This window comes from Actinoplanes sp. NPDC049118, from assembly GCF_040648555.1.
In the GTDB taxonomy this organism is placed as follows: domain Bacteria; phylum Actinomycetota; class Actinomycetes; order Mycobacteriales; family Micromonosporaceae; genus Actinoplanes.
The window spans coordinates 1-22,294 of the sequence record NZ_JBEZDY010000017.1; the positions used below are offsets into that span (position 1 = coordinate 1).

23 protein-coding genes and 3 pseudogenes are annotated in these 22,294 nt (G+C 66.1%); 15 read left to right on the forward strand and 11 right to left on the reverse strand.

All coding sequences use genetic code 11. The features are described from left to right. Positions 1-341: 341 nt before the first annotated feature. A complete protein-coding gene (locus AB0B58_RS26010; protein ID WP_360228586.1) occupies positions 342-710 on the forward strand; it encodes a hypothetical protein in 369 nt (122 codons plus the stop codon). A gap of 239 nt (positions 711-949) precedes the next feature. Here AB0B58_RS26010 and AB0B58_RS26015 read toward each other — a convergent pair whose 3' ends face one another. Further along, positions 950-1,363 carry a hypothetical protein gene (locus tag AB0B58_RS26015; RefSeq protein ID WP_360228589.1) on the reverse strand — a complete coding sequence of 138 codons (414 nt, stop codon included), beginning with the start codon at positions 1,361-1,363 and terminating at the stop codon, positions 950-952. A 92-nt stretch (positions 1,364-1,455) separates the two neighbouring features. After that, the gene (locus AB0B58_RS26020) at positions 1,456-2,313 is read right to left on the reverse strand and encodes an MBL fold metallo-hydrolase (RefSeq protein WP_360228592.1); all 858 of its coding nucleotides are present in this window, start codon (positions 2,311-2,313) and stop codon (positions 1,456-1,458) included. A 608-nt stretch (positions 2,314-2,921) separates the two neighbouring features. On the opposite strand from AB0B58_RS26020, the pseudogene AB0B58_RS26025 reads away from it, so the two are divergent. The 4 genes and pseudogenes from AB0B58_RS26025 to AB0B58_RS26040 all read left to right on the forward strand — a co-directional run. Next, a pseudogene (locus tag AB0B58_RS26025) lies at positions 2,922-3,113 on the forward strand (helix-turn-helix domain-containing protein); the annotation flags it as partial. 29 nt (positions 3,114-3,142) lie between these two features. After that, positions 3,143-3,403, forward strand: a complete 261-nt coding sequence (locus AB0B58_RS26030) for a hypothetical protein (protein WP_360229016.1) — start codon at positions 3,143-3,145, stop codon at positions 3,401-3,403. A 15-nt stretch (positions 3,404-3,418) separates the two neighbouring features. Further along, the gene (locus tag AB0B58_RS26035; RefSeq protein WP_360228595.1) at positions 3,419-3,895 is read left to right on the forward strand and encodes a tyrosine-type recombinase/integrase; all 477 of its coding nucleotides are present in this window, start codon (positions 3,419-3,421) and stop codon (positions 3,893-3,895) included. 296 nt (positions 3,896-4,191) lie between these two features. Next, entirely contained in the window at positions 4,192-4,446 is a 255-nt protein-coding gene (locus AB0B58_RS26040) for a hypothetical protein (protein ID WP_360228598.1), read from the forward strand. Between the two features lie 563 nt (positions 4,447-5,009). Here AB0B58_RS26040 and AB0B58_RS26045 read toward each other — a convergent pair. The 3 genes from AB0B58_RS26045 to AB0B58_RS26055 all read right to left on the reverse strand — a co-directional run bounded on the left by AB0B58_RS26045 (position 5,010) and on the right by AB0B58_RS26055 (position 7,246). Then, positions 5,010-5,477 carry a hypothetical protein gene (locus AB0B58_RS26045; protein WP_360228601.1) on the reverse strand — a complete coding sequence of 156 codons (468 nt, stop codon included), beginning with the start codon at positions 5,475-5,477 and terminating at the stop codon, positions 5,010-5,012. A 339-nt stretch (positions 5,478-5,816) separates the two neighbouring features. After that, complete coding sequence (locus AB0B58_RS26050; RefSeq protein ID WP_360228604.1) at positions 5,817-6,158, reverse strand: hypothetical protein; 342 nt, start codon at positions 6,156-6,158, stop codon at positions 5,817-5,819. A gap of 131 nt (positions 6,159-6,289) precedes the next feature. Continuing rightward, positions 6,290-7,246, reverse strand: coding sequence for a hypothetical protein (locus tag AB0B58_RS26055; protein WP_360228607.1), 957 nt, complete (start codon positions 7,244-7,246; stop codon positions 6,290-6,292). 270 nt (positions 7,247-7,516) lie between these two features. Here AB0B58_RS26055 and AB0B58_RS26060 point away from each other — a divergent pair. The 7 genes and pseudogenes from AB0B58_RS26060 to AB0B58_RS26090 form a co-directional block, all read left to right on the forward strand. Then, positions 7,517-8,074, forward strand: a pseudogene (locus AB0B58_RS26060) (transposase); the annotation flags it as partial. Between the two features lie 11 nt (positions 8,075-8,085). Next, positions 8,086-8,511, forward strand: a complete 426-nt coding sequence (locus tag AB0B58_RS26065; protein WP_360228610.1) for a hypothetical protein — start codon at positions 8,086-8,088, stop codon at positions 8,509-8,511. A 218-nt stretch (positions 8,512-8,729) separates the two neighbouring features. Next, positions 8,730-8,930, forward strand: a pseudogene (locus AB0B58_RS26070) (transposase); the annotation flags it as partial. Between the two features lie 517 nt (positions 8,931-9,447). After that, positions 9,448-10,680 (forward strand): IS110 family transposase, encoded by a 1,233-nt coding sequence (locus AB0B58_RS26075; protein WP_360228613.1) that lies wholly within the window; start codon positions 9,448-9,450, stop codon positions 10,678-10,680. Between the two features lie 68 nt (positions 10,681-10,748). After that, positions 10,749-11,333 carry a hypothetical protein gene (locus tag AB0B58_RS26080; protein WP_360228616.1) on the forward strand — a complete coding sequence of 195 codons (585 nt, stop codon included), beginning with the start codon at positions 10,749-10,751 and terminating at the stop codon, positions 11,331-11,333. Between the two features lie 225 nt (positions 11,334-11,558). Then, positions 11,559-12,812 carry an IS256 family transposase gene (locus AB0B58_RS26085; RefSeq protein WP_360228619.1) on the forward strand — a complete coding sequence of 418 codons (1,254 nt, stop codon included), beginning with the start codon at positions 11,559-11,561 and terminating at the stop codon, positions 12,810-12,812. Then, a complete protein-coding gene (locus AB0B58_RS26090) occupies positions 12,809-13,324 on the forward strand; it encodes an HAD domain-containing protein (RefSeq protein ID WP_360228622.1) in 516 nt (171 codons plus the stop codon). Before AB0B58_RS26085 ends, AB0B58_RS26090 begins: the two co-directional genes overlap by 4 nt. Before the next feature lie 533 nt (positions 13,325-13,857). On the opposite strand, the gene AB0B58_RS26095 is transcribed toward AB0B58_RS26090, so the two are convergent. Continuing rightward, a complete protein-coding gene (locus AB0B58_RS26095; protein ID WP_360228625.1) occupies positions 13,858-15,000 on the reverse strand; it encodes a lipase family protein in 1,143 nt (380 codons plus the stop codon). Positions 15,001-15,646: 646 nt separating this feature from the next. Here AB0B58_RS26095 and AB0B58_RS26100 point away from each other — a divergent pair. The 3 genes from AB0B58_RS26100 (at position 15,647) to AB0B58_RS26110 (ending at position 17,707) form a co-directional block, all read left to right on the forward strand. Next, a complete protein-coding gene (locus AB0B58_RS26100) occupies positions 15,647-16,042 on the forward strand; it encodes a hypothetical protein (RefSeq protein ID WP_360228628.1) in 396 nt (131 codons plus the stop codon). A gap of 280 nt (positions 16,043-16,322) precedes the next feature. Beyond that, positions 16,323-17,084 (forward strand): hypothetical protein, encoded by a 762-nt coding sequence (locus tag AB0B58_RS26105; protein ID WP_360228631.1) that lies wholly within the window; start codon positions 16,323-16,325, stop codon positions 17,082-17,084. A 332-nt stretch (positions 17,085-17,416) separates the two neighbouring features. Further along, positions 17,417-17,707, forward strand: coding sequence for an alpha/beta hydrolase (locus AB0B58_RS26110; protein WP_360229007.1), 291 nt, complete (start codon positions 17,417-17,419; stop codon positions 17,705-17,707). Positions 17,708-17,891: 184 nt separating this feature from the next. Here the strand turns inward: AB0B58_RS26110 and AB0B58_RS26115 are convergent, their stop codons facing one another. The 5 genes from AB0B58_RS26115 to AB0B58_RS26135 all read right to left on the reverse strand — a co-directional run bounded on the left by AB0B58_RS26115 (position 17,892) and on the right by AB0B58_RS26135 (position 22,113). Beyond that, complete coding sequence (locus AB0B58_RS26115; RefSeq protein ID WP_360228634.1) at positions 17,892-18,647, reverse strand: hypothetical protein; 756 nt, start codon at positions 18,645-18,647, stop codon at positions 17,892-17,894. Beyond that, entirely contained in the window at positions 18,637-19,653 is a 1,017-nt protein-coding gene (locus AB0B58_RS26120) for an ArsR family transcriptional regulator (RefSeq protein WP_360228637.1), read from the reverse strand. Before AB0B58_RS26120 ends, AB0B58_RS26115 begins: the two co-directional genes overlap by 11 nt. A 153-nt stretch (positions 19,654-19,806) precedes the next feature. After that, a complete protein-coding gene (locus tag AB0B58_RS26125) occupies positions 19,807-20,523 on the reverse strand; it encodes a tyrosine-type recombinase/integrase (protein ID WP_360228640.1) in 717 nt (238 codons plus the stop codon). After that, entirely contained in the window at positions 20,415-20,795 is a 381-nt protein-coding gene (locus AB0B58_RS26130; protein ID WP_360228643.1) for a phage integrase N-terminal SAM-like domain-containing protein, read from the reverse strand. The genes AB0B58_RS26125 and AB0B58_RS26130 overlap by 109 nt, the downstream gene beginning before the upstream one ends. 736 nt (positions 20,796-21,531) lie before the next feature. Continuing rightward, the gene (locus AB0B58_RS26135; protein WP_360228646.1) at positions 21,532-22,113 is read right to left on the reverse strand and encodes a tyrosine-type recombinase/integrase; all 582 of its coding nucleotides are present in this window, start codon (positions 22,111-22,113) and stop codon (positions 21,532-21,534) included. Between the last annotated feature and the right edge of the window lie 181 nt (positions 22,114-22,294).

A 22,294-nucleotide genomic window follows, 5' to 3' on the forward strand; every position in this document is an offset into this window, starting at 1 on the left:
CCGCTGTTCCGTCACGCTGATCTCCACCAACACTCGGCGGAGTGTCACGCATGTCCTGATACCGATCTGTCACGCAGGTCATGAGACTCGACACGAGGATGAAGCCGACTTTGTGATGAGTTTCTTTACGGGTTCAAGGCGGCCCGCTCCGCAGGCCGCTCGCGCCGCCCAGCAGGGCCGGGCCGGAGGCCCGCCGCTCGGGGCCCGCGCCCGGGCGCTTCGCTGGGCGCACCCCGGCGGTTCCCGCCCGGCGGCAGGCGCGAACGTGCGAAGAAGCCTCGGGCCGCCTAAAGGGGCAGACCGGGGCCAAAGGTAGAACCTTCACGGTAACGTAACAGAACGTGAGCGAACCGGGTCCGCCTCTATTCCTGGCCGGGAACCCGCGGGACAACCAGACCGGCGGCATCGGCGTCGGCGCTGTGATCGCCGTGGTGCTCCTGATGCTCGGATCCGGAGCTGCCGGATTGTTTGGCCTGTTGATCTTTCCTTACGCCAGCGACGCGTGCGGGAACCCAGACTTGCTCATCTGCACGGGCAATGGGCAACTGGCGGTGGGGCTAGGACCCATGTCGGCAGCGATCGCCGGCAGCGCCATTGCAGGTTGCTCCTTGGCGCTGCGGCCGCCCTATCGAGCGGCAGGGATCATGCTCGGGTACGTGGTTGGCTTCAGCGGCTTCGTAGCCGCAGCGATCATCGTTTCCCAGGTGTAAAGGACAGGGCTACAACTCAAGATCTGTCCTCACCGGACGGGCGGGCTCCCAGGATGGCCGGCTTCGCGGAGACGCGCATGGGTGTTCGGGGCGGGGTGCGGAGTCATCCCGCTCGCCGGGCGTGGCTGGCAACAGCCAACGGCTGAGCATAGACCGGTTCCGCGCGGACCAGCGCGCGCACGGACGGCGGCAGAGTAGCGGATCCGATCTTAGGGCTCCGCGGTCATTGGACCGGCTTGCTACCCCTCGCCAGCGAGGACCATAGGGGTCATGATTTCGCCGGTATCCACCGCGGCGCTCAGCTGCCGGCCTCCGCGAACGGCAACGAAAGTCCGCGCCTGGTAGCGCACGACGATCTCGCCGTCTTCCTCCGTCGCCGCGGTCCGGCGCACGCGACTGGGATCGAGATGGCACAGCGGTGCCGACGGGGTGCCGGCGTACCTCTCAAGCGCCTCGAGGATGCGCGCGACCACCTGCTCCGGCTCCGCACTCGTGGTGTCGCAGACCACGTCGTAGTTGCGCAGGCGGGTCTTGTCAACGCCGTACCGGGACAGGAACCGCTGCCGTTCGCTCTCGCTGCGGCCGGCGAGTTCGTGAAGGGCCTCCTCGACGCTGCGGTAATTCTCGACCGAGTCGCCGGGCCGGTCGAGCACCCGCCGGGCCGGCGAGCGGGCTCGTGCTTCCGTTCGTTCCCGCGCCTCGCGGGCGTATCAAGCTGGAGGGCCCGCGAGAGCGCCGCCACGGTTCAGGATGCGAAGGGCGTAATCGTTTCGAAGGGGTCCTGGAAGCGGATGGTCCAACCGCCTTCAGTGCTCTTGCGGTCGAGGAAGTCTTTGGAGTCGGTGAGCCTGTCCATGAACGTCGGCATCGGGCGCAGCTTTTCGGTGAGCGGTTGCATGAAGTTGTCCCAGTGCACCGGGATGATGAGCTTGGGGCGAACGGCTTCGACGACGTGGTGCCAGTAGTCCTCGCGGAAATGCTCTGGCTGCGCCCCCAGCGAACCGATCCCGAGGTAGAGCACCTCGGCCTGCACGCCTTCGAACTTGTCGGGGACGAAGTTGGCGCTGGGGTGGACAAAGATCGATCCGGTCGGATGGGTGATGTGGAAGGAGTAGCAGCCGCCGTCGCGGTAGCTGCTCGCTTTGGCCGGGGTGGTGAGGGGCGCATCGATCGTGCCGGGATAGCGGTTGCCGGGGCTGTGCAGGCCTTCGAAGACGCGTACGCCGAAGTCGCCGACGGTGTACTCATCGCCGTCGACGATGAGCTGCAGGCTGTCCTCGTTCAAGCCGGCGCCTCGTCCGACGTTGAGGGTCGATTCGGACCCGTACAGCGTGCCGCCGAGCTGCCTGATCACCTCGGGTGCATCCATGGCGTGGTCGTGGTGGGAGTGGGCGACGAAGATGCCGTCCAGACACTCCACGTGTCCACGGGTCAGCGCCTGGCTGATACGGTCGCGATCGGGCGCGATGCGTCCCAGCGCGACGCGCAGCAGCGGTGGTCTGCTCAAGAACGCGTCGGTGAATATGCTGGCCTTCCCGTCGCTCACGAACACCGACGTCGTGCCGAAGAAGGTGCACTGGACCGGGTGGTCGTCGTCTGCCATCTCTCGGGTGTCCCTCTCCGGTTGCCGGTTGCCGGTTGTCGGTCAGCCGGGACCCGGTTCACGCTCGCCTTCTGATCATGATCTATCAGGGGCCTCCGTCATTTGGGAGGCAATTACGCCGCCTGCCTGCCACGCGAAGTTCGCCAGCCAAATTATGGAGCTCTTCGTAACCGTTGGACCAGGAGCGAACGGGCGAGTCAATCCCGATGTATCCGGCCACATAACACACGCGCTCTCATCGGAACAATGCATTCGTCTCACCTGCCAGCCCGAAGGCTGTTGACGATCGGCGCGGCGTAGCGATCGGTACCGATGATGGTCACTCGTCCGGCGGACAGTGATCGAGGGCGTGGGAGGCGGACCGTGAAGCGATAGACCGCAGCTGACGGTGGGAGGGCTTCACGGCAACGCCGGGACTGTTCAAGCAATGCGGGTGCCGCGACGCCGGCACCCGGCGGCGGCTGCGTACCCGCTGCCCGCGTATCGGCGAGCGCGGGCACGGCACCTGGTACTACCGCTGCTATATCCGGGACCTGCTTGGCAAGCCGGTTCAGATCAGTCACGGCGGCTACCGCACCCAGGCCGACGCTCGGCAGGCCCGGACCGCCGTGCAGGCCGAATCCCGCCCCGACCTCGCCGGCCATCTCACCCAGCGGCAGGCTGAGGACGCGCAGCAGCGCCCAGCTTCCCAGCGAGAAGCCAGGACCGACCCGACTCCGGAGGTGGCTCGCAGGCTGCGGGTGTCGCAGACCGCGGTGTATGGCTGGCGGCAGCGTTGGACGGCCGATGGGCGCGACGCTTTGGTGTCGAGAGGGCCGAGTGGGAGCCGGTGCCGCTGTGGTGGCTCATCGCCCTGCGCGGCCTGCGCCGGGGCGAGGCCGCCGGTCTGCGCTGGCACGACGTCGACCTCGACGCCCGGCAGCTCACCATCACCAACCAGCGCACCACGGTCGGCTACCAGGTCATCGAAGGCCCACCCAAGTCCGCGGCCAGCCGCAGGACCATCGCACTGGACCGGCGCACCGTCACCGTGCTCCGCGCACACCTGCGCCGCCAACGCGCCCAGTACCTGGTCACCGGCCGTGTCTGACGGGCGTCCGGGTACGTGTTCACCCGGTCGGACGGTCTGCCCTTCCACCCGAACTACTTCACGAAACGGCTTCGCTTCCTGACCGACCTGTACGGCCTGCCACCGGTCCGGCTGCACGACCTGCGCCATGGGGCGGCCAGCCTGGCGCACACCGCCGGAGCCGACCTCAAGACCGTCCAGGACCAGCTCGGGCACGCCAGCATCGTGCTCACCGCCGACACCTACACCAGCGTGCTACCCGCCGCCCAGCACAAGGCCGCCGAAGCCACCGCCCGGCTCATCCTCACCACCGCCCGCAATGCCCGCGCCCAGATGACCGCCAAGAACCTGCGCCGCCGCCGCCCGTCCGGACCGCCGCCGCGGCCGGCCCAGACGTCCACCACACCACCCCGCGCTAACACCGCTGCCGCCGGTAAAGCCGCAGGTCAGGGGGCTGCACCAAGCTGCGCGACACCCGAATGCATCCGAAACAGTCCAAGCGACAACGAGTGACCAGCAAGCGCCCACCCACTACAACGGACAGTCGTAGTCGGGGAAACCGCAGGTCACCAGGGTGGGCCGCCGGGGATTCGAACCCCGAACCTAAGGAGTCCCGGCAGCTCGGATGGATCGAGCTCCGTGCGAGGTCAGGCGGGGCGTGGGTGGTGGGTAGCGGCCGGTGCGGTTGCTGGCGTTGCTGTACTTCGCTGCTGTACAGCGACTCGAGGTGAGGACTTGAACCCCAAAGCCGTGATGGTGAAGTCGCGTGATGCGCGCCGGTGCTCAGCCGCTCCTGCCAAGGTGATCACATGGATCGCCTGATAAGTGCCGCCTGCGCTCTCATGGGCGCATTCGCAGTAGTGGCTAACCGGAAGTTCGGACAGGCCGGGCCCACGAACGCCAAGAGACACTTCGGCAGGGACATCCCGGAAGGCAGCCGGGAGTACCGGTTCCTGGTTGCCTACGGGCGAACGCTCGCCATAGTGGTCGGCTCACTCATGTTGTTCTTCGGCACACTGGGCGCGCTTGGTGTCGACTGGCGCGCCCTGCTCAAAATGCCGTAGTCGCTCTGTACGCCCGCTGGCATTTGCGCACCCCAACCTGCCTCCCTGCCATCCCGTCCACCGTCGACCCACACACCGTGGAGCGGGCCTGGTCCAGGGCGCCAAGGTGGAGCGCCCCACCGGACGAACGACCTTGGCGCCCTGGAACAGGTCTGCTCGGCTTCGCCTGGGTCGACGGCGGGCGGGATGGCCACCATCCCCGAAGCCCGAGTGCCCCGCCGGAGGCATCCCCTTGGATCAACGCCACAGCAAGAACGGGCCGGCGCGCCGGCCGATGCCGGCCGAAGGCCGCCAGCAGGCCGAGCGCGGCCGGCCGTGCCGCGCTCGCGCGGCGCGTCTTCCAGGACTCCTGTCCACCAGGACCATCACGATCCCAGTTTCAAGTGTCCAAGATCAGGGGGCAACTCCCGACATCGCGTCGACCTGTTCCGTGTCAGGGAAACGATCATGCCGTCTGACCTGCGCTCGGGTGCGCCGTAAGCTGGGAAAATAGTCCGTCAGCGTCCATAGTCGTCCGGGCTCGTGCCACCCGGTTGTCCCTCAATTAGTCACCCTGCTACGGATTAGATCAAGACCTCTTCGTGGATCTCGGCCCGGTCGAGCTGACCGCGAGCAACCGCGACGAAGTCGCCGCTGAAGATTCGAAGACGCTCATACGTCGTCAGCAGCTCCAAGCGGACCTCCGACACCGACTCCGGTCGGGTATCGGGCCAACACTCGCCAGCGAGATGAACACCGATCCCGACCTGCCCTCGTCCTCCAACAGCATGGAAGCGCAGCCCAACGAGTTCCTCTTCCAATTCGTAAGGGGCTTCTCGGCTGCTAAAGCCGCCTGCCAGCTCCAGGCCGCGAGGTAGCGGGAACTCATCGAGCGAGCCAGCGAACTCTATGAGGTGCACCGCGTCGAAATACGCGGCGCCACGACCGGCAAACCCGCCGGATTGGGCATAGACCTGAAGCTGGCCCGTCCCGTCGCTACTCTCGACGAACTCGACAGCCACGAAGCTCGCCGCCCACGCGATGCTCACCACGCAGCGATCATGACATCCGTTGCCGGTCTGAAGGTTCTGTTCGGACCCCCTCGCTTGTAAGTTCCGGGCGGCCCGTCCCGCATCGTCCGTCCATGGCCGTGAACTCGGACGGCTGTCCGGCGGCGCCCCGTTGCGGTCGAGATCGTCCGGCCCGGTTGCTGTCAGCGTTGCTGTCGAAATCGGGAAACGCCGGGCCGTCGGACTCGAACCGGCTCATCCCGTACAAGGGTGCACAATCCGCCGTCGTGGCCCCTCGTAGGCTCCCCCATGTGGCCCCTTGGTCTCTCCCAGTCCTCCGACGGCGCCTTGACCCCAAGGCAACCAAGCCCGGCGCGGTGCTCAGGTCTGCTCGGATGAGCCGCCCAGCATTGCGCCACCGGCCGGACCCACACCCGCACGAGGGCGGGGGATCACGGTGAATGTCAATGCCAGCACCGAGCAGAGCGTGAGACCCGGGTGGATCAGCACGAGATCGGCCCGGATGTTGAAGCCCTTCCCTTGCAAGGAAGCCTCGTACGGCGCGTAAAGGGCCCACAGGCAAGACACAACGAGGCAGGGCCAAATGCGCAGCCTACGTCCCGCTCCAACAAGCCGGGCAGCGAAAACCAGCAGCCCGGGAATTGCTAACACGGCCGCAATAAGCAGAATGCGCCCCGGGCGCTCAACCAGCAGGTCAAACACTCGTACCCCTCACCCCTGTGTGCGGCCCACCTTGGGTAGCCGCACGCCGACTATAGAGGTCCGCCGCTGAGCTTCCCTCGCCAGAACAGACGACGCCGCGCTCAGAGCCGCATCCGCCGCTTCCGCTAGGACTACGGGCCGGCCGGGCGGATCCACGGGTCGAGGATCAGGTGGTCGAGGCCGATCGCGGCGAACCTGTCGTACAGCGGCTGGGTCAGCTGGACCATGTTCACCCGTAGCTTGCCGTCCTCCGAGGAGGCCGTGTAGATGCCCAGGTCTTCGTCCATCAGCGCCCCGACCGCCTCGCCGGTGGTGGCCTGCAGCCTGTTCTCAGCGGCGATGCTGTGCCCGCCGGGTGCGGCGACCACGCAGAGGTTGTCGGTGTAGATCGCGGTCAACGCCGCCCGGGCCTGGTCCACGTCGCCGCTCACCACCTCGACCACCAGGATGCGGGCGTTCCCGACGTGCGTCGCGAAGGGTGCCGCGAACTGGTCGGGATGTGCGTGCAGATATTCGTGGACCTGGTCGTCGGACCGGTCCTCGCCGTCGCGCCAGCCACCGGCCGGGGCCGGACACGGCGGGGTGTCCGGCAGATCGAAGTCCGCGAGCGTGCCGGCCGACGTGGGCGCGTACGGCATCCGCTGGATGTCGGACAGCCAACCCTGATGCCACCGGCCGCGCAGCGTCGCGCCGCCCGTCGGTTTGACGCCCGGCACCCGGATGCCAAACGGGCAGGTATCGCTGCCGACCGGGCCCGGCGCGCACAGCTCACCATCCTCGACCGAACCGCTCGCCTCCACGAGATCGCCGTCCCGGACGATCAGCTCGACCCGCCCCGCTGGAACGATCACCCGCACCGCTGCGGGTGCGGGTTCTGGCGGTGGTGGTTGGTCAGTGGCGAAATCCTGCGCTCCCAAGGCCAGGATCGCGGCCGCTACGGCACCGACCGGCACCAGCCAGCCCCGCCACTGCGGGGTCGGCGACCGGCTCACGTCCGGCTCGGGCGGCGGTGGCTGGGTCGCCCGCCCGAGCCCGTCGGCCGCAGTGAGCGGATCGTCGCTCAGTTCAGGGCCGTGATCACCAGGCACGATCGCCCCCGTGCTATCTCCAAGGTCGCGCACCGGTCAGACGCTAGGCGCTGATCAACTTCCTTGGCGTCCCCCGAGCCAGCCAACCGCACGTCCGAACGGAGGAGGCCGTCCGCCAGACTGCGCGGTGAGACCGTGGGCGCACTCACCTGCCGCGATACGCCTTCCTGCTGTCGCAGATCACTCGGCGGACGGCCGTCGCACATCATCCGGCGGAGGACGTACTACCTCGAACCAAGGTGCGAGCGACACGCGGTTTAGGAATGGGGGTTGCGCTGCCAGACACGGGAGAGGGCCGGCCGCCGCGAGGACCCGTCCGCGGTCGTGCTGGACACCCAGTCGATCCGGGCCGCCAACCACGTCCCGGCCACAACGACGGGCAAAGATGCTGGTAAACGGGTGCCCGGCCGCAAACGGGGCCTGGCCGTGGACGCGTTAGGGCTGATCATCGCGGTGGTCGTGACCGCGGCCTCGGTGACCGACAACGCGATCGGCATCCGGCTGCTCGACAAGGTCGCCGAACACACCCCGACGGTGACCGTGGCCTGGGTCGACGCCGGGTTCAAGCAGGACGTCGGCGTGCACGGCGCGGTCCTGGGCATCGACGTCGAGGTCGTCAAGCGATCCGATGCCCGGCCCGGGTTCGTGCCGGTCAAGAAGAGATGGATAGTCGAGCAGGTGTACGGCACCCTGATGCTGCACCGCCGCCTGGCCCGCGAGTACGAAAGCCGGCCGGAGTCGAGCGTGTCGCGCACGCTGTGGGCGTCGATGGCGACCATGGCCCGCCGACTGACCGGGACCAGCACCCCGACCTGGCGAAACGCGTAAGGCCTCAGGCGATGCACTACGACACGATCATCAAGCTGATCACCGACCGGCAGAGCGCCGCCACAGCGACCGCCGACCTGCTCCGCGACCAGATCAGCCAGTTGACCAGCGAACTCGCTGGCATCGACCGGGAACTTGACGACCTGGCGACTACCCGGACCATGCTGCACAGCCTCGCCGCGACCGAGTTCACCGCCGACGACCCGACCGTGATCAGCTCTGCCTACCAGCAGATCCTCACGGTCCTACGCCCAGCCGCCGCTGGGATGCGCGCCAAGGACATCTGCCTCGCCCTCGACATCGAACCGCTACCCAAACACATCGAAGGCACCCGCGCGAAGCTCAAACGCCTGCAGCCGCGACATCGTCACCGAGACCGAGCCCGGAATATTCGTCCTGACCCAGAAACGGACCTAATCTCCCTTACCGCCCTCTGACTGGACGTTTTATTAGTACTGATGGTGCTATCAGGCATTTGGAAATTGCCAGCGACGGTCCCGACTGGCCGATCTACCCGAATCACGCATTATCGACTGCTTCACATCTGTGCAGCTTCGCGGCTTTTCATCCCTCGATCGTGTTTCATTGACTTCCACCATGGAATCGACGGACATAGCGTCCTCACCACAGGCCGCCATTGCCGTAATCCACCGCTATGACCGAACGTCGCAAATACCCGTCCGACCTGTCCGACGCCCGCTGGTCCTTGATCGCGCCCCGGCTGACCGCTTGGCGTCAGGCCCGCACCGACGCCCGCACCTCAATCGGCATCAAAGGCCGCACCCCCACCTACGACCTGCGGGAAATCTTCAACGCCATCCTCTACGTCAACCGCACCGGCATCGCCTGGCGCTACCCCCGTTACCTTTTTGATCGTCCCCAGCCGGGGACTGCTCGGTCGCTCGGTCCGGTATGACTTACTGCCCCTAATAGAGGGCGAACGGGGTGCTCGGTGAGACTCTCGGACGTCTTTACTGCCCTTGACCTATGAGGTCTCACGACAGACGGACGACGGGACATCGAGCACCTCGTGTTGGCGGTCCGGAGACGTCGCGTTGACGTCTGGGGTCAGTTGGACATTCAGTCCTTTGGGTAGACCGGCGCGTTGTCGGCGTGTCCGGACCGCCGTCGCTCCGCTCGTCAAGGCAGGTTGCTGCTCGTGGTTCGAGCCCGCCCGCATGGTCGATACCTCATTCATGCTGAGCCGCTGAGCTCTGACGCAAGACCGGGGATCGTGCGTGTTGCTGGGATCGCGAACGGCTCATCGGAGGGTAGGCCCAGAGCCTCGCTATTAGGTCGCCGCGCGTTCTCGCCAGGGTTCTGAACAGCCAATACATCGCCCGATAGGGCAGTTCTGGGGAGGAGGGCCACTGGTGCAGGTTTTTTGTGGCATCGATTGGGCCGAAGGGCATCATGACGTGGCCCTGGTCGATGAGGCCGGACAACTGGTCGCCAAGAAGCGGATCAAGGAGAGCGTCGAGGGATTCACGCAGCTTGTCGAGATGCTGGCCGCGGCAGGCGACAGCGCAGACGCGCCAATCCCGGTCGGGATTGAAACCCCTCGTGGCTTGCTGGTTGCGGCCTTGCGGGAAACCGGGCGACCGGTGTTCGCGATCAACCCCATGGCGGTAGCCCGTTACCGCGAACGTCACTCGGTGTCGAGGGCAAAGTCCGATCACGCCGACGCGATGGTCCTGGCAAACATCCTACGCACCGACCGTCACGTGCACCGGGTACTGCCGGCCGACAGTGAGCTGGCCCGCGCCATCGCCGTCCTGGCCCGCGCGCACCAGGATGCGACCTGGCAGCGGACCAAAGCCGTCCAGGAACTGCGCTCTGTCCTGCGTGAGTACTACCCGTCGTTTCTCGAAGCCCTCGCAGGCAGCACCACCAACCTGGCGACGCCGTCCGCCCGAGCGGTGTTGGCGATCGCGTCGACGCCGGGCGCCGGCGGCCGGCTGACGAAGGCCCAGATCGCGGCCGCGCTGCGCCGAGCCGGCCGACAACGCGGTATCGACACGACGGCCACCGAGCTAAAGCATGCTCTCCGACGGCCTCAGCTTCGACAGCCGCAACTGGTAGAGCAGGCCATGGGGGTTCAAACGCTGACGCTGCTCGCTGCCTTGAACACCGCATGCGACAACGTCGACCGGCTCGCCGAAGCAGTCACGGCGGCACTCCAGCAGCATCCGGACTATGAGGTCCTTGTCAGCTTCCCGGGGCTCAGCGAAACTGGCGCCGCCCGGGTGCTGGCAGAGATCGGTGACGACCGAGCCCGGTTCAGCGACGCGCGTGCGTTGAAGGCCTACGCCGGTTCGGCGCCTGTCACGAGGGCATCCGGCCGCAGCATTTCGATCACCCATCGCCGGATCAAGAACGACCGGCTGGCCGCTGCCGGATTCGTCTGGAGCTTCATGGCCATCACGAACCACCCGCCGGCGCGTGCCCACTACGACCAACGACGCGACCGCGGCGACCGACACCCGGCGGCGCTGCGACACCTGTTCAACCGGCTACTCGGTCAACTCCACCACTGCCTGGCCACCGGCCAGCTCTACAACGAGACGAAGGCGTTCGGCATCTTGGAAGAGGCCGTCATCTCGTGAGCCGGACGTCCAGCTTCTGCCCAGCGCCAGAGGACCGCGTGTTCAAGCCGTGCTGAAGAATCACGGGTATGGACATCCCCGACCCACTGCGCCAGGCGGCTGTCATGGTCCCTCAATCCGCCACCAGCGAGGCCGGGACCACCGTGGTGGACGCTATCGACTACCTCAACCACAACGAGTTCGAGATCGCGCTCGACATACTCACGGAGCTGGGCGATGCCTACGCCGCCGAGCCGGCGTTCTGGAACCTCCTGGCAGACGCGGCCGCCGAAATGAACCTGCACCGCGCCAAGGCGTGGTGTCACTGGAGAGCAGCAGAGACCCTCCACGGCATCATCCGCGCGGACCTCCAACTATTCAGCCCTGAACAGCCTGGTGCTCGAAAGACCGCGATACCCGGCGACGGCATACTGCGACCCCTTTGGGACCTCGGGCTCGTCATGCCGGAGGGCCATCCTGACCTGCGCGTTGCCCGTATCTGGGTCGAACGGGAACCCCGCCTGGACCCAGGCGCATGCGGATCAATCCGCCTTGCTCCGCTCAGCCCCGAAGGATGGCGACACCTGCGACCAGGCGACGAGATCACCATGCACGAGCAGGCGCCGCCGGCCGGGACGGCCACCATCACTCAAACGCTGTTTCCAGCTCAGTAGCACTTGACCGTTCGCGCTATCGGAGGTCTGTCGTACGCATGATCCGGGGGGTGTTGTCGCCGGGCCGGGTGGCGTCGGCGGACCGCTGATAGGGACCCGGCCACCCCTCGGGGAGCAATGCTCAGAACCTGTGGATCGGCTTGGTGAGGACGTACCCTCCCGAGCGATCGATTCGAAGGTCACTGAGTAGGCCGACGTTGGCGCGTCGGCTGGGAGGGCACGCCCATGCTTACCGTAGTTGACGCCGACGGGATGACGCCGAACGGCTCGTTGATCGACGAGATCGTCCGGGAGGGTGCGCGGCGGATGCTGGCCGCGGCGTTGGAGGCGGAGGTCAACGGCTACCTCGCCGAGTTGTCCGGGCAGCGGGACGAGTCCGGTCGGCGGCTGGCGGTGCGCAACGGCTTCCACGCCGAGCGGACGATCTCGACGTCGGCTGGACCGGTGCAGGTCAAAGCGCCGCGGGTCAACGACCGGCGCGTGGATGAGGCGACTGGGGAGCGTAAGCGGTTCTCCTCGGCGATCCTGCCGCCGTGGGCCCGCAAGACGCCGAAGATCTCCGAGGTGTTGCCGCTGCTGTACCTGCATGGCCTGTCGACTGGGGACTTCGTCCCGGCGCTGGAGCAGTTCCTGGGTTCGGCGGCCGGCTTGTCGTCGGCGACCGTCAGCCGGCTGACGGCGCAGTGGAGCGAAGACCACAAGGCGTTCCAGGGCCGTGACCTGTCGAGGACCGACTTCGTCTACGTCTGGGCCGACGGAGTGCACCTGAGAGTCCGCCTGGACGAGGCCAAGGCGTGTGTTCTGGTCATGGTGGGTGTCCGGGCCGACGGCAGCAAAGAGTTGATAGCCCTGGATGCCGGTTACCGGGAGTCCGGTGAGTCGTGGTCGAATCTGCTGCGTGATGCCGCCCGGCGTGGGATGCGCGCCCCAGCGCTCGCCGTCGGTGATGGGGCGCTGGGGTTCTGGAAGGCGCTGCGTGAGGTGTTTCCCGAGACTCGCGAACAGCGGTGCTGGGTGCACAAAACGGCGAATGTTCTGGATGCCCTGCCGAAGTCGGCGCAGCCCGCGGCGAAGAACGCCCTCGCGGACATCTACAACGCTGAGGACAAGGAGCACGCCGGCGCCGCCGTGCGGGCCTTCGCCAAGCAGTACAGGGCGAAGTTCCCGAAGGCTGTCGCGAAGGTCGTCGACGACCAGGACGTGTTGCTGAGGTTCTACGACTATCCGGCAGAGCACTGGATCCACTTGCGGACGACCAACCCGATCGAGTCGACGTTCGCTACCGTCCGGCTGCGCACCAAGGTCACCCGCGGTGCCGGATCCCGCGCGGCCGCTCTCGCGATGACGTTCAAGCTCATCGAGTCGGCCCAGCAACGCTGGCGCGCGGTCAACGCGCCTCACCTGGTCGCCCTCGTGCGCGCCGGGGCCCGATTCGACAAGGGCGTGCTCGTCGAGCGCGAACAGGTCACCGCGGCATGACCGATCCCGCGCAGAGCCCCCTGCTGTTCCTCGACGTCGACGGGCCGCTCCTGCCGTTCGGCGACGGCCCGCAGCGACGGCCGTCAGGCGACGCGTCAACCTCGCATCTGGCGCGGCTCGACCCACACGTGGGGCATCGCTTGGCGGCGCTGCCATGCCAGCTGGTCTGGGCCACGACCTGGGAAGAGGAGGCCAACGCCGAGATCGCGCCCCGGATCGGGCTGCCACGCCTACCGGTCGTGCTCTGGCCGGAGCCCTCCGACGAGCACGAACGTCAGGACCAGTGGTTCGGACTTCACTGGAAGACCCGGACCGTGGTGGCATGGGCAGACGGACGCCCGTTCGCCTGGATCGACGACGAGATCACCGACACCGATCGGGACTGGGTGTCCGCGCACCATCCCGGCCGAGCACTCCTCCATCACGTCGTGTCGTCGCAAGGCCTCACCGACGATGACTTCGCAGTCCTCGATCAATGGCTTCGCGCAGCCTCGTTCAACCACAGGATTTGACAATTGCTCTCCCGTGTCCAGGTCAAGGCCGATGTTGAGAAGACCGTCTTGTTGCACGCTGCGCCTCCACGACAGCGAACCCCGCGATCGGGCGCGACCAGGCATCACCGGCCGTAGGCGGTTCGCGGGTGTGTGATCAGGGCTGCCGGCCGCGCGTCGGGTATCTTCACTCGAGTGACTGTCGAGGAGCGTCGCCGAACGCTGTTGCCGCGAGGCATGTCGCCGAAAATGCGGCTGCGGTGTATAGAGGGCGCCCAAAGGGCGCAGCGGCGTTCCAGTTCTGTTTGCGCTGTCTGTCACCTTGGACGGTGACCGGCGAGGCCACCATAACGCATCATGCGGCAGCTCGTCAGCGTCCCTGAACGCATCTGGCACATCGAGAAACCAAAGGTGTCCCGTCCCAGCTTCCGTGGGAAAAGTCGGGTTCCTCGAAGCGGCTTACCTGCGGTTATTCGCCTCTGAGCCTTGTCGCCGCTGACGGACAGTGCTGCACGCCAGTGAGGTCGGCTCACCCGCGTGCAGCACCTGCCGGACTACGGCTGGTTGGGCAGGGTCGCGCAGGTGGACTGTGCCGGCTGGCCCGCGAGCCGGTCAGTCAGCCAGTTCACGGCAGAGCCCTGGTCGGCCAGATACGCTCCGGCGTGGTTCAGTACGGGGCTGCCGACATTGGGCAGTTTGATCGGGGCGTAGGTGACGTCCGCGCCGAGTCGGCACCAGTCGACGGCCAGCATGCGGGCCTGGGCGTGGGGTACGGCGTTGTCGCTGACGCCGGTGGCCACCCGGACGGCACCGGTCGGCTTGACGGTGCCGATAAGCTGCGCGTCGATGAACTTCTGTATGCGGGGCTCGGCCCGGATGACGTCGACCATGGACTCACCGTTCACTGTCCACGCCGTGCTGCGCTTGTTGGCGTAGGTGACCAGCGCGTCACTGGCGCACATGGTGGAGAGGTCCTTCAGCACGGCCCGGCCGGTGTCGTTCAGGTGCTGGTCGAGAAGCGGTTGCAGGTCCGGCTGGGATTGGACGAACCCGTTCACCGACCAGCCGAGCGTGCCCACCAGCTCGGTGCCGTCGATCCCCGCCGTGACCTCGGTGATGTTGGCCGGCGGGGCGCCAGAGTAGGTGGCCTTCAGCGGGACGTCGGGAGCGTATGACGACTGCAGTTCCGCGGCCGCGGCCGCGGCGCCGCCGCCCTGGCTGTATCCGTAGAAGCCTACGGTCGAGTCCGCGGTGATCGACGTGTCCGGGAGCGCCTTGGCCGCCCGGGCGGCGTCCAGCACGGCGTGCCCGGAGTCCACGCGGTTGACGAAGGTGTGCAGCCGATCGGTGGCGCCGAGACCGACGTAGTCGGTCTCAACGACGGCGATGCCCTTGGCGAGGAGCCGGTAGATAGCGAGGAGCTCGTAGCCGATCGACACGGTGGACTTCTTCCAGCCGATCTTGAGGACCACGCCGCGCTCCAGCGTCAGGGAGGCGGAGCACTGGTCGCCCTGGCCCATGGTGCCGGGCGCGAAGACGACCAGCGGGCGCGGTCCCGGCCCTCGCCAGCGCGCGGCCGGTTCCACGTAGGCGCCGGTGACAGCGACCGGCTTGCCGTTCGAATCGGTGGATTTATACATGATCCGGGTCGCTTCGCCGGGCAGTCGGCGCGTGAAGCCCGGCAGCGACAACCTCATAGACATGGGCTCGGTGCGGATCAGCGTGCCGTTGTCCGCCGGTAGCGTTTCGGGCGACGCGTAGAAGGCGGAAATCTCGATTCCGCGAGACGTGACGCCATTGTCGGCGGCCACAGCGGGGGGCGAGGCGACGCCTACGCCCACGATCGATGCCGTCAGCAACACGGCGGTTATGCGGGTGCGGATGGACATGTCCGGCCTCCGTTAGCTCAGCGCGACCGCCCGTTGACATCCGTGAAACGTCGCGGCTACCGGAAGGTAACTACTGCAACTGAGACAAACCAGGGTCCTCACTTCTCACTCTGGCTGACCGCCGCCCGCCGGGCGACGTCTCACTGCCGCAACAGGCCGGGTGTTTGGCCTTCATAGCACGTACATTTCGGATATGACCGAAGCGGACTCGGAGGGGCGCGATGCGGCCAATCGCCCGCATGGGCACCACTCCGGCCCGAGGCCGCTCCACCGCACCGGACGCTCACCGGGCGCCGTCAGCGATCGCGACAGGGTGACCCCCGTCGGGGCAGCGAAGGCGAGTGCCGTCGCCGCTCCGACCGCGACGGGAATCCGCAAGGTAAGCTGCGGCGGCCCATCGGTAGGCGGGGGCGCCCGGCACCCGGCGGCACAGGACAGCGGTAAAGTCACGACTGTGACTGTCGCCCTGCCGGACCTCCTGACCCGGGTGCTGCACGATGTGAGCGCCACCTACCCGCTCCGCGTGGCTTGCGAGCCCGTGAGGTCAAGAAGCAAGCGTGAGTCAATCGTGCGGATCACGGCCGAGGGTCTCGCCACCGTGGAAATCAGTGTTCCCGACGGCGACACCTCCGCCCGCGAACTCGCAGAGGTGGCAGATCGGGTAGCAGATGAGCTGGTCGAGGTGTTGCCAGCTGCCGGCTATCCAGCGATTTGGCCCGAATGCCCCCTGCATCCAGGCAGCCACCCGCTGGAAGCGCGAACCGACGGGCACGAGGCTGTGTGGTCATGCCCGGCAGCCGACGCAAGAATCGCCACGATCGGCTCATTGGCCGGCGCAAACGTGCGTTGATTGGCTAGCCCGTAGTGACTGTGGGTTGGATGGCGAAGCCGCGATAGACGAAGCTCACGGGGGAGTTGAGATCTCGAGGGCGCCTCGTCGCTTCAACTCCACGACCGCCTCTCCACCACGTTAATCCATAGTGGAGAGTTGGCGCGAAAGAATTATACAAGGGCATCCCACTCTCAGAAACCAACCCCTAACACCTTGAGAGCGTGACAACTCTCTATGTACTCGGCCTCCGCAGGCGAGCGCGCCCTTTCTAAGATGATCACGACGAAAGGTGACGCCTATGGATGGGATGCGGGTGCGAAAGAACAGGATGATCGCTGCCGTCGCGGTCGCGACGGTGGGCTCGCTTTACTGGGTCGCGCCGGCCCAGGCCGACCGCGGCAGGGTTGCACCCGCGGACGTCGCGGTCGGTTCGACGGTTGCAGCTCCTTCGGACTCCGGGTCGTACAGCTCCACCCTCACGCTCACGGTCGATGCCGCCAGCGCGCCCCAAGCGCGGATTCTCGTCGACGGCCTCGCGCGGCAGACGAGCGCCGAAGGCTCGGCCCCGATCGAGGCTCCTTTCAATGAGGAGTTCGAGGCGATGGCGGCCGCCGAAGAGAACGAGAACGCTTCGGCACCGAAGGACGCCGACGGCCCGAGCCGGGCGCCGGACCCGGGCGGCGGCGCTCCGGCGTCGGGCGGCGAGCAGATTCGATGCAACAAGTTCTACATGAAGACGGATACCAACGGGACCTTCACCTACCAGCACAAGTGCGGTGGCAACACGGCGCCCTGGGGGTACAAGATCACGCCGACCGTGCAGCGGATCATCGTGAACAACGTGTCCCAGCGCGGGATGCGTTGGAGCCTGAATGGTGTCGCGCAGCGGACCATGACCGGCCACAATGTTGAGCCGGGCTACCACTTCCACGGCACCTTCAAGCCCGTGCGTGACGGCGACACCGTCGGCTACAACGATCTGATCACGTTCGAATGCAACGTGGGACCGAGGTGCAAGGGCAGCATCACGATCCGGGGAGCGATCAAGAACATCCGATAGTTCTACCCTCGGTTCGCGCTTGCCGGTGTCTCCGATATCGCATCTTCGCTGCCGAAAAGATGGAAGCCGTGGTCCGCACCTTGGATCGCGGCTTCCATCGCGTCACGCCTATTTAGTACAGCGGACTCTCGACAAGTCGCACAGCCGATCCCCGAATCCGGCAAGGCGCACCACCTCAAACGTGGCTATGGTCACTTCGGAGCGTGTAAGCCAAATCCCGAGAGGGCCATTCGCGTTGCTCGAACCCGGTCCTCACGCCGGCAGCGAAGCATCCGGGCAGAGATCATCTGCTGACCGCACGGGCACCGGGCGTCGAGCCGGTCAAGGCGATCATCCAGAACTGGTGGCGGCAGGGCATGATGGGCGGCGCGAAGGCGCACTACGACGGCGTCGTCGAGTTCTCGCAGACCAACTTCACCGAGGACCACAAGAACATCACGGTGCCGGTCCTGGTCATGCACGGCGACGACGACCAGATCGTGCCCTACGCCGACTCCGCCCCGCTGCCGGCCCGGCTGGTGCGCAACGGGACACTCAAGACCTACCCGGGATTCCCGCACGGCATGCCCACCACCCAGGCCGAGACCATCAACGCGGATCTCCTGACGTTCCTGCAATCCTGAGCTGATGCCCGGCTGCGCCGGGATAGACGCATGTGTGTAGAACACATGACCGCTCCCCGAGCCGCCTGCGGCATGCCGTCACCGTCGTCTTGTTGAACCGCGGTCGCTGTGATGTATCAGCGTTCTCCGCAACGCCGCGTCGTCGCTGCGAAGCAGCAACGCGGACCACCGAAGGCGGTGTGACTCAGCCGCGGTCGCATGCTGCGAGAAGGAGGTCCGATACCAGGTCGACATCGTCCGATGTGATGTCGCCGCCGCCGACGGATCTGATCCAGTGCAGCCCTTGATCACGGCGGCGTACCAACCAGAGATCCGCATGAAGTGCAATGTCCTTCGCCACCGATGGATCGACGCTACCGATCTGACCGAGCACGACGGGCCGAGTGGCACCGTCGAGGACAAGTCGGATGATGTCAAGCAGATCCGTCCCCTGCTTTTCGGCTTGACGGTTCATCACTGCCTGGAGCTTCATCGCCACCAGTGGCCCCGGCTCAGCCACAAGCGTGGTCACTTCGAGGTGATCGCCATTGGCCCGGACGACCTCAAGCGTCATGTCGGTAGCGGTGTCGTTGGCCCACGCATGTGCCGATGCGTGCAAGCGGTCGCCGGGGTCGTCGCTAGGCATATCGAGTTCGGCCTGACGTACCTCGAGGACGTCGACTTTCACCATGCCATAGGGCGTGGGCAGCAGGACGGCGGCGGGGTTGACCGGCTCCGCGCCGTCAGCGGCTCTCAAGACCTCAAGGTGTGGCACCTCACCGTGCAATCGATCGACCACGTCGAGGTCAACGGTAGCGCGATACGGATTCGACAGCCGGGACAGGACGGCTACACCTCCGACGATCACCGGAGATTGACCGAGCAGACGTCGGGCCTCGATCACACCCTGCACGACGGGCGCCATCGCGTCGCCGAGGAAGGTGACGCGGTCACCAGACACGGGACCACCGTTCGTCCGGCGTCCAGGCGTCAAGAATCTCTCGCCCGCGGCCGGCATCCAATGCCAGGTCGAGCGCGACGAACAGGGGGTGTGCCAAAGGCCACCCCAGCGGGTTCTTAGCGGGCTCGTAGCGAGAGAGCACAACGGCGGGTACCGGGGCGATCCTGACGGTTGCTCGAGCTTGCGATGGTTTCGCCGCAGCGCCGAGCAACGTGGCGGCGCGATGCTGAATGGACTGGTCTGGGACATAGAAGTCCAGGACCTGTCCCGACCGGAACGCTACCGGCGCACCGTAGGCAGCCGCGGCAGCTGAGTCCGTCAACGCCCAGCCGATCCCGGCAGCGGCGTCCTCCAGGCCGAGCCGTAGCGCTTGGGCAACCGGCGCATCGCCGGATATCGGCAGCTGCGCTAGATAGGTACGCGGGGTCGCCCAATGATCGGCGACATGCCAGAACAGGCGAGAGTCCGCAACCGCGTTCTTGGCATCCACCAGCCCTTCACCGCGCAGCGCGGCAAGAACTTCGGAGACTGTGCTGGCAGAGCGTCCAAGTTGACGCGCCAGCTCGCGGACGGCAGTCCCTTGTTTGGGCTGCATCAAGACTGCACAGGCAACTTCCAGCGCGGCCCTACCTCGCAAGGCGCTCGCTCGTTTAGATCGCGCTCGTAGAGGCTCCACCTCGGCGTCGATCACCAGACCGTCGGCGCGCAGCGCGAGGCGACCACGCAGGTCGAAATAGCCGGCTCCCCGTGCAGTAAGGATCTTGCGGGCGCTTTCGGTCACACGGTCACCGACGAGCATGAACGCGAAGCCAGGCGGAGCGGGTTCCTGGAGTGCCTTTTCTGCGACGGCGTCGTTCACGAGGGCACGTCGCTTCAATTGGATGGCTAGGTGCACTCCGTTGACGTCGAGCACCAGGTCGACACCGCTGTCTGACGTTTCGGTAGGCGCGTGAGCGTCGATGCCGAGCTGAGCGAAGGCATCAACCAGAAGCGTCTCCGTGGCCACATACATCATCATTGCGCCTGTTCGCTGTTCGGTCAATACCGAACAGCGAACATCCTCGCAGGGCACCGAAACGACGCCTCAGCGGCACCAGACCACCACCGAGTGCGGCGAGGGCCGCTCCAACGCCGCACGACCCATCTTCAACACGAGGACCTACACCTGTTCGCCGATGCCAAGACGGGCATGGACCTGCTGAGCTCGTTCCGCGGCTGCGCTGGCCCCATACCGGCGGGGCGTCTCGTCCGACGACCAGCCCAGGATGAGCATCAGATCGCCGGTGTCCGCACCGTTCAGCTTCCACTCGTGTGCGTAACTGTGCCGCCATCGGTGCGCGTAGACGTTGTCAACCCCCGCGCGTTCCCCCAGCCGCTTCAGCCGAATCTTGATCCCGTTCGGCCGCAACGGCCGCACGCCGCGCTCTGCCAACCACAACTCGGCGATGCCGCCCTCGCCCACGCGTCGCGCCCTGGCCCGCAGATAGCGGCGCAACGATCGCGCAGTTCGACCTCCGAGCCGCACGCACCGGTCCCTGCCACCCTTGCCGCGCAGATAGACGGCCTCGGTGTTCAAGTCGACGTCGGTCACCAGCAGACTGCCGATCTCCGACAGCCGCGCCCCGGTGTTGCAGTACATCCGGATCAACGCCTGATCCCGCAACTGCGTGAAGCCGTTGCCGGCACAGGCCTGCAGCAATCGGCCCGTGTCCTGATCGGAGATCACCGGGATCACCTTCTGACGCACCTTGGGCTGCCTCACGTACGTCAACGGCGACTGCGCGATCTCGCCCTCCTCGACCAGCCACCGGAAGAACTGCTGCAACGCCTTGTGCTTTTCAGCGCCGTACCGGGAGAGCGGGTTTCGATCATCCACACCTGGAACGACTCCACATGCTTACGGCCGATCAACGCCGGATCCCGCACACCGCCGGAATCGACGAGAAATCGCGCCAGCTGGGCGACGGCGAGCAAGTAGTTGTACCGGGTCGTCTCCGGATGATTCGCCGCCCGCAGAGAGCTGTCCCAGTCACGAAGAAGCACTCCCCAGGTGCTTTCGGCAAGCCCGTCGGTCAACCTGTCCAGATCCAGTAGCGCCACCGTGGTCACACTCCGAGTCAAGGGGTCGTTGAGCGCCGTGCTCGCCACTTCGGACCGATACCCCCGAAAACCGGTCCTGACCTGCGAAAACGTGAACGGTCACACGCAGCTAGCCCAGTCAAGGAGTCCACGTCCGACGGCGTCGACCGCTCAACAACGTCTTTGACCTGCGAAGATAGGCTTCACACGAGCGCTTCGCACCCAATGTCACCCGCGCGGGTCAAGGGCTCCAAGACCCGGATGCATCGATGACGCGCAATGAAAAGAGGGCTTCCGCATGGCCTCTGGCCTGCGAAAACCCTCTCAAAAGTCGGGCTGACAGGATTTGAACCTGCGACCCCTTGACCCCCAGCAGCTGAAAGGCCCAGCGACGTGCTGAATACCGTTTTACCAGGTCACCGAATATGATACCAGCGCGAGTAAAGGTGTCGCTACCAATCACCTAGCGATGGACCCACTGCAAGACCTCTACCAGCGGTTTCGCTGCTCGAGATCCCTCAAACGGGTTCTCCCGGAACTTTATCAGTGCTCAGCCGAAGCTCCAGCAAGCCGTTTTGTTCCGATGAGCGGCGTGCTAACCCGCCAGCGAAGCGAAGCCCTTAACTCGAAACTCGACCAGGCTCGACTAATTCTGTTCGCGGAGGGTTTCCCGGCAAATCCCATCGACTTTCGACCAGCGTGACAATTCACTGACGACCACCGCAACAGGCAGGTTTCGGATTTTGTATTCCTTATGGCCCGCGTGCAGATGCTTGCATCCGGATACACGTCTTCCACGCCTCAGCTAGTGCGCACCTTCCACGGACTTACCAATGTCAGGGAGAAGATTCGTGGTGCAGCCGGCCCAGTTCCGCAGCGGCCGTGGCTGGATTTCGGACGCTGTCATCAGCTCGGCGATTCGGCCCGTGGCCTGCAGGCGTCTGGCCGCGTTGACCCGGGTGTAGTAGCGCATGAGTGTGGCCGGATCATGGCCGAGCCGCTCGGCGACTTCGTGGACGCCGTAGCCGGCGTCGAGCAGCGTCGACGCGATCAGGTGCCGGATCTGGTGCGGGCCGATCGGCCGGACCTTCGCGGCTTCGGCCAGCTGGTTGAATCGGTCGGTGAGGTTGTCCGGCCGGATCGGCTGACCCGTACGGCCCGTGAACAAGTATCGCGACGCCGGCCCCACCGCGACCGGCCCGAGCAGTTCGAGCGTCACCGGGTCGAGCACCAACGTGCGCACGGCGTTGTGCGACTTCGGCGGCTTCACCCGAACCCGACTTCCTGGGTCCTCGACCACCAGCTGCCGACGCACCGTCAGCGTGCCCTGCAGTATGGCGCCGGGGCCATCAGCTTCTCCTCGATGCGCCACCAGCCGTGAACCCACCTCCAATGTCGCTACCCGACCACACATCACCTCACCCACAGTGATCAGGCAGGGGCCATGGGCAATCTTCGCCAGAGAGTTCGTTGAGGCGATGGGGGTCGGGTTCGGCGCATTGCCCTCGGCAAACCGTTCGACAGGCCCACTGTCTGAACGACCGCGGCAATCCTCCGCACGACATGCC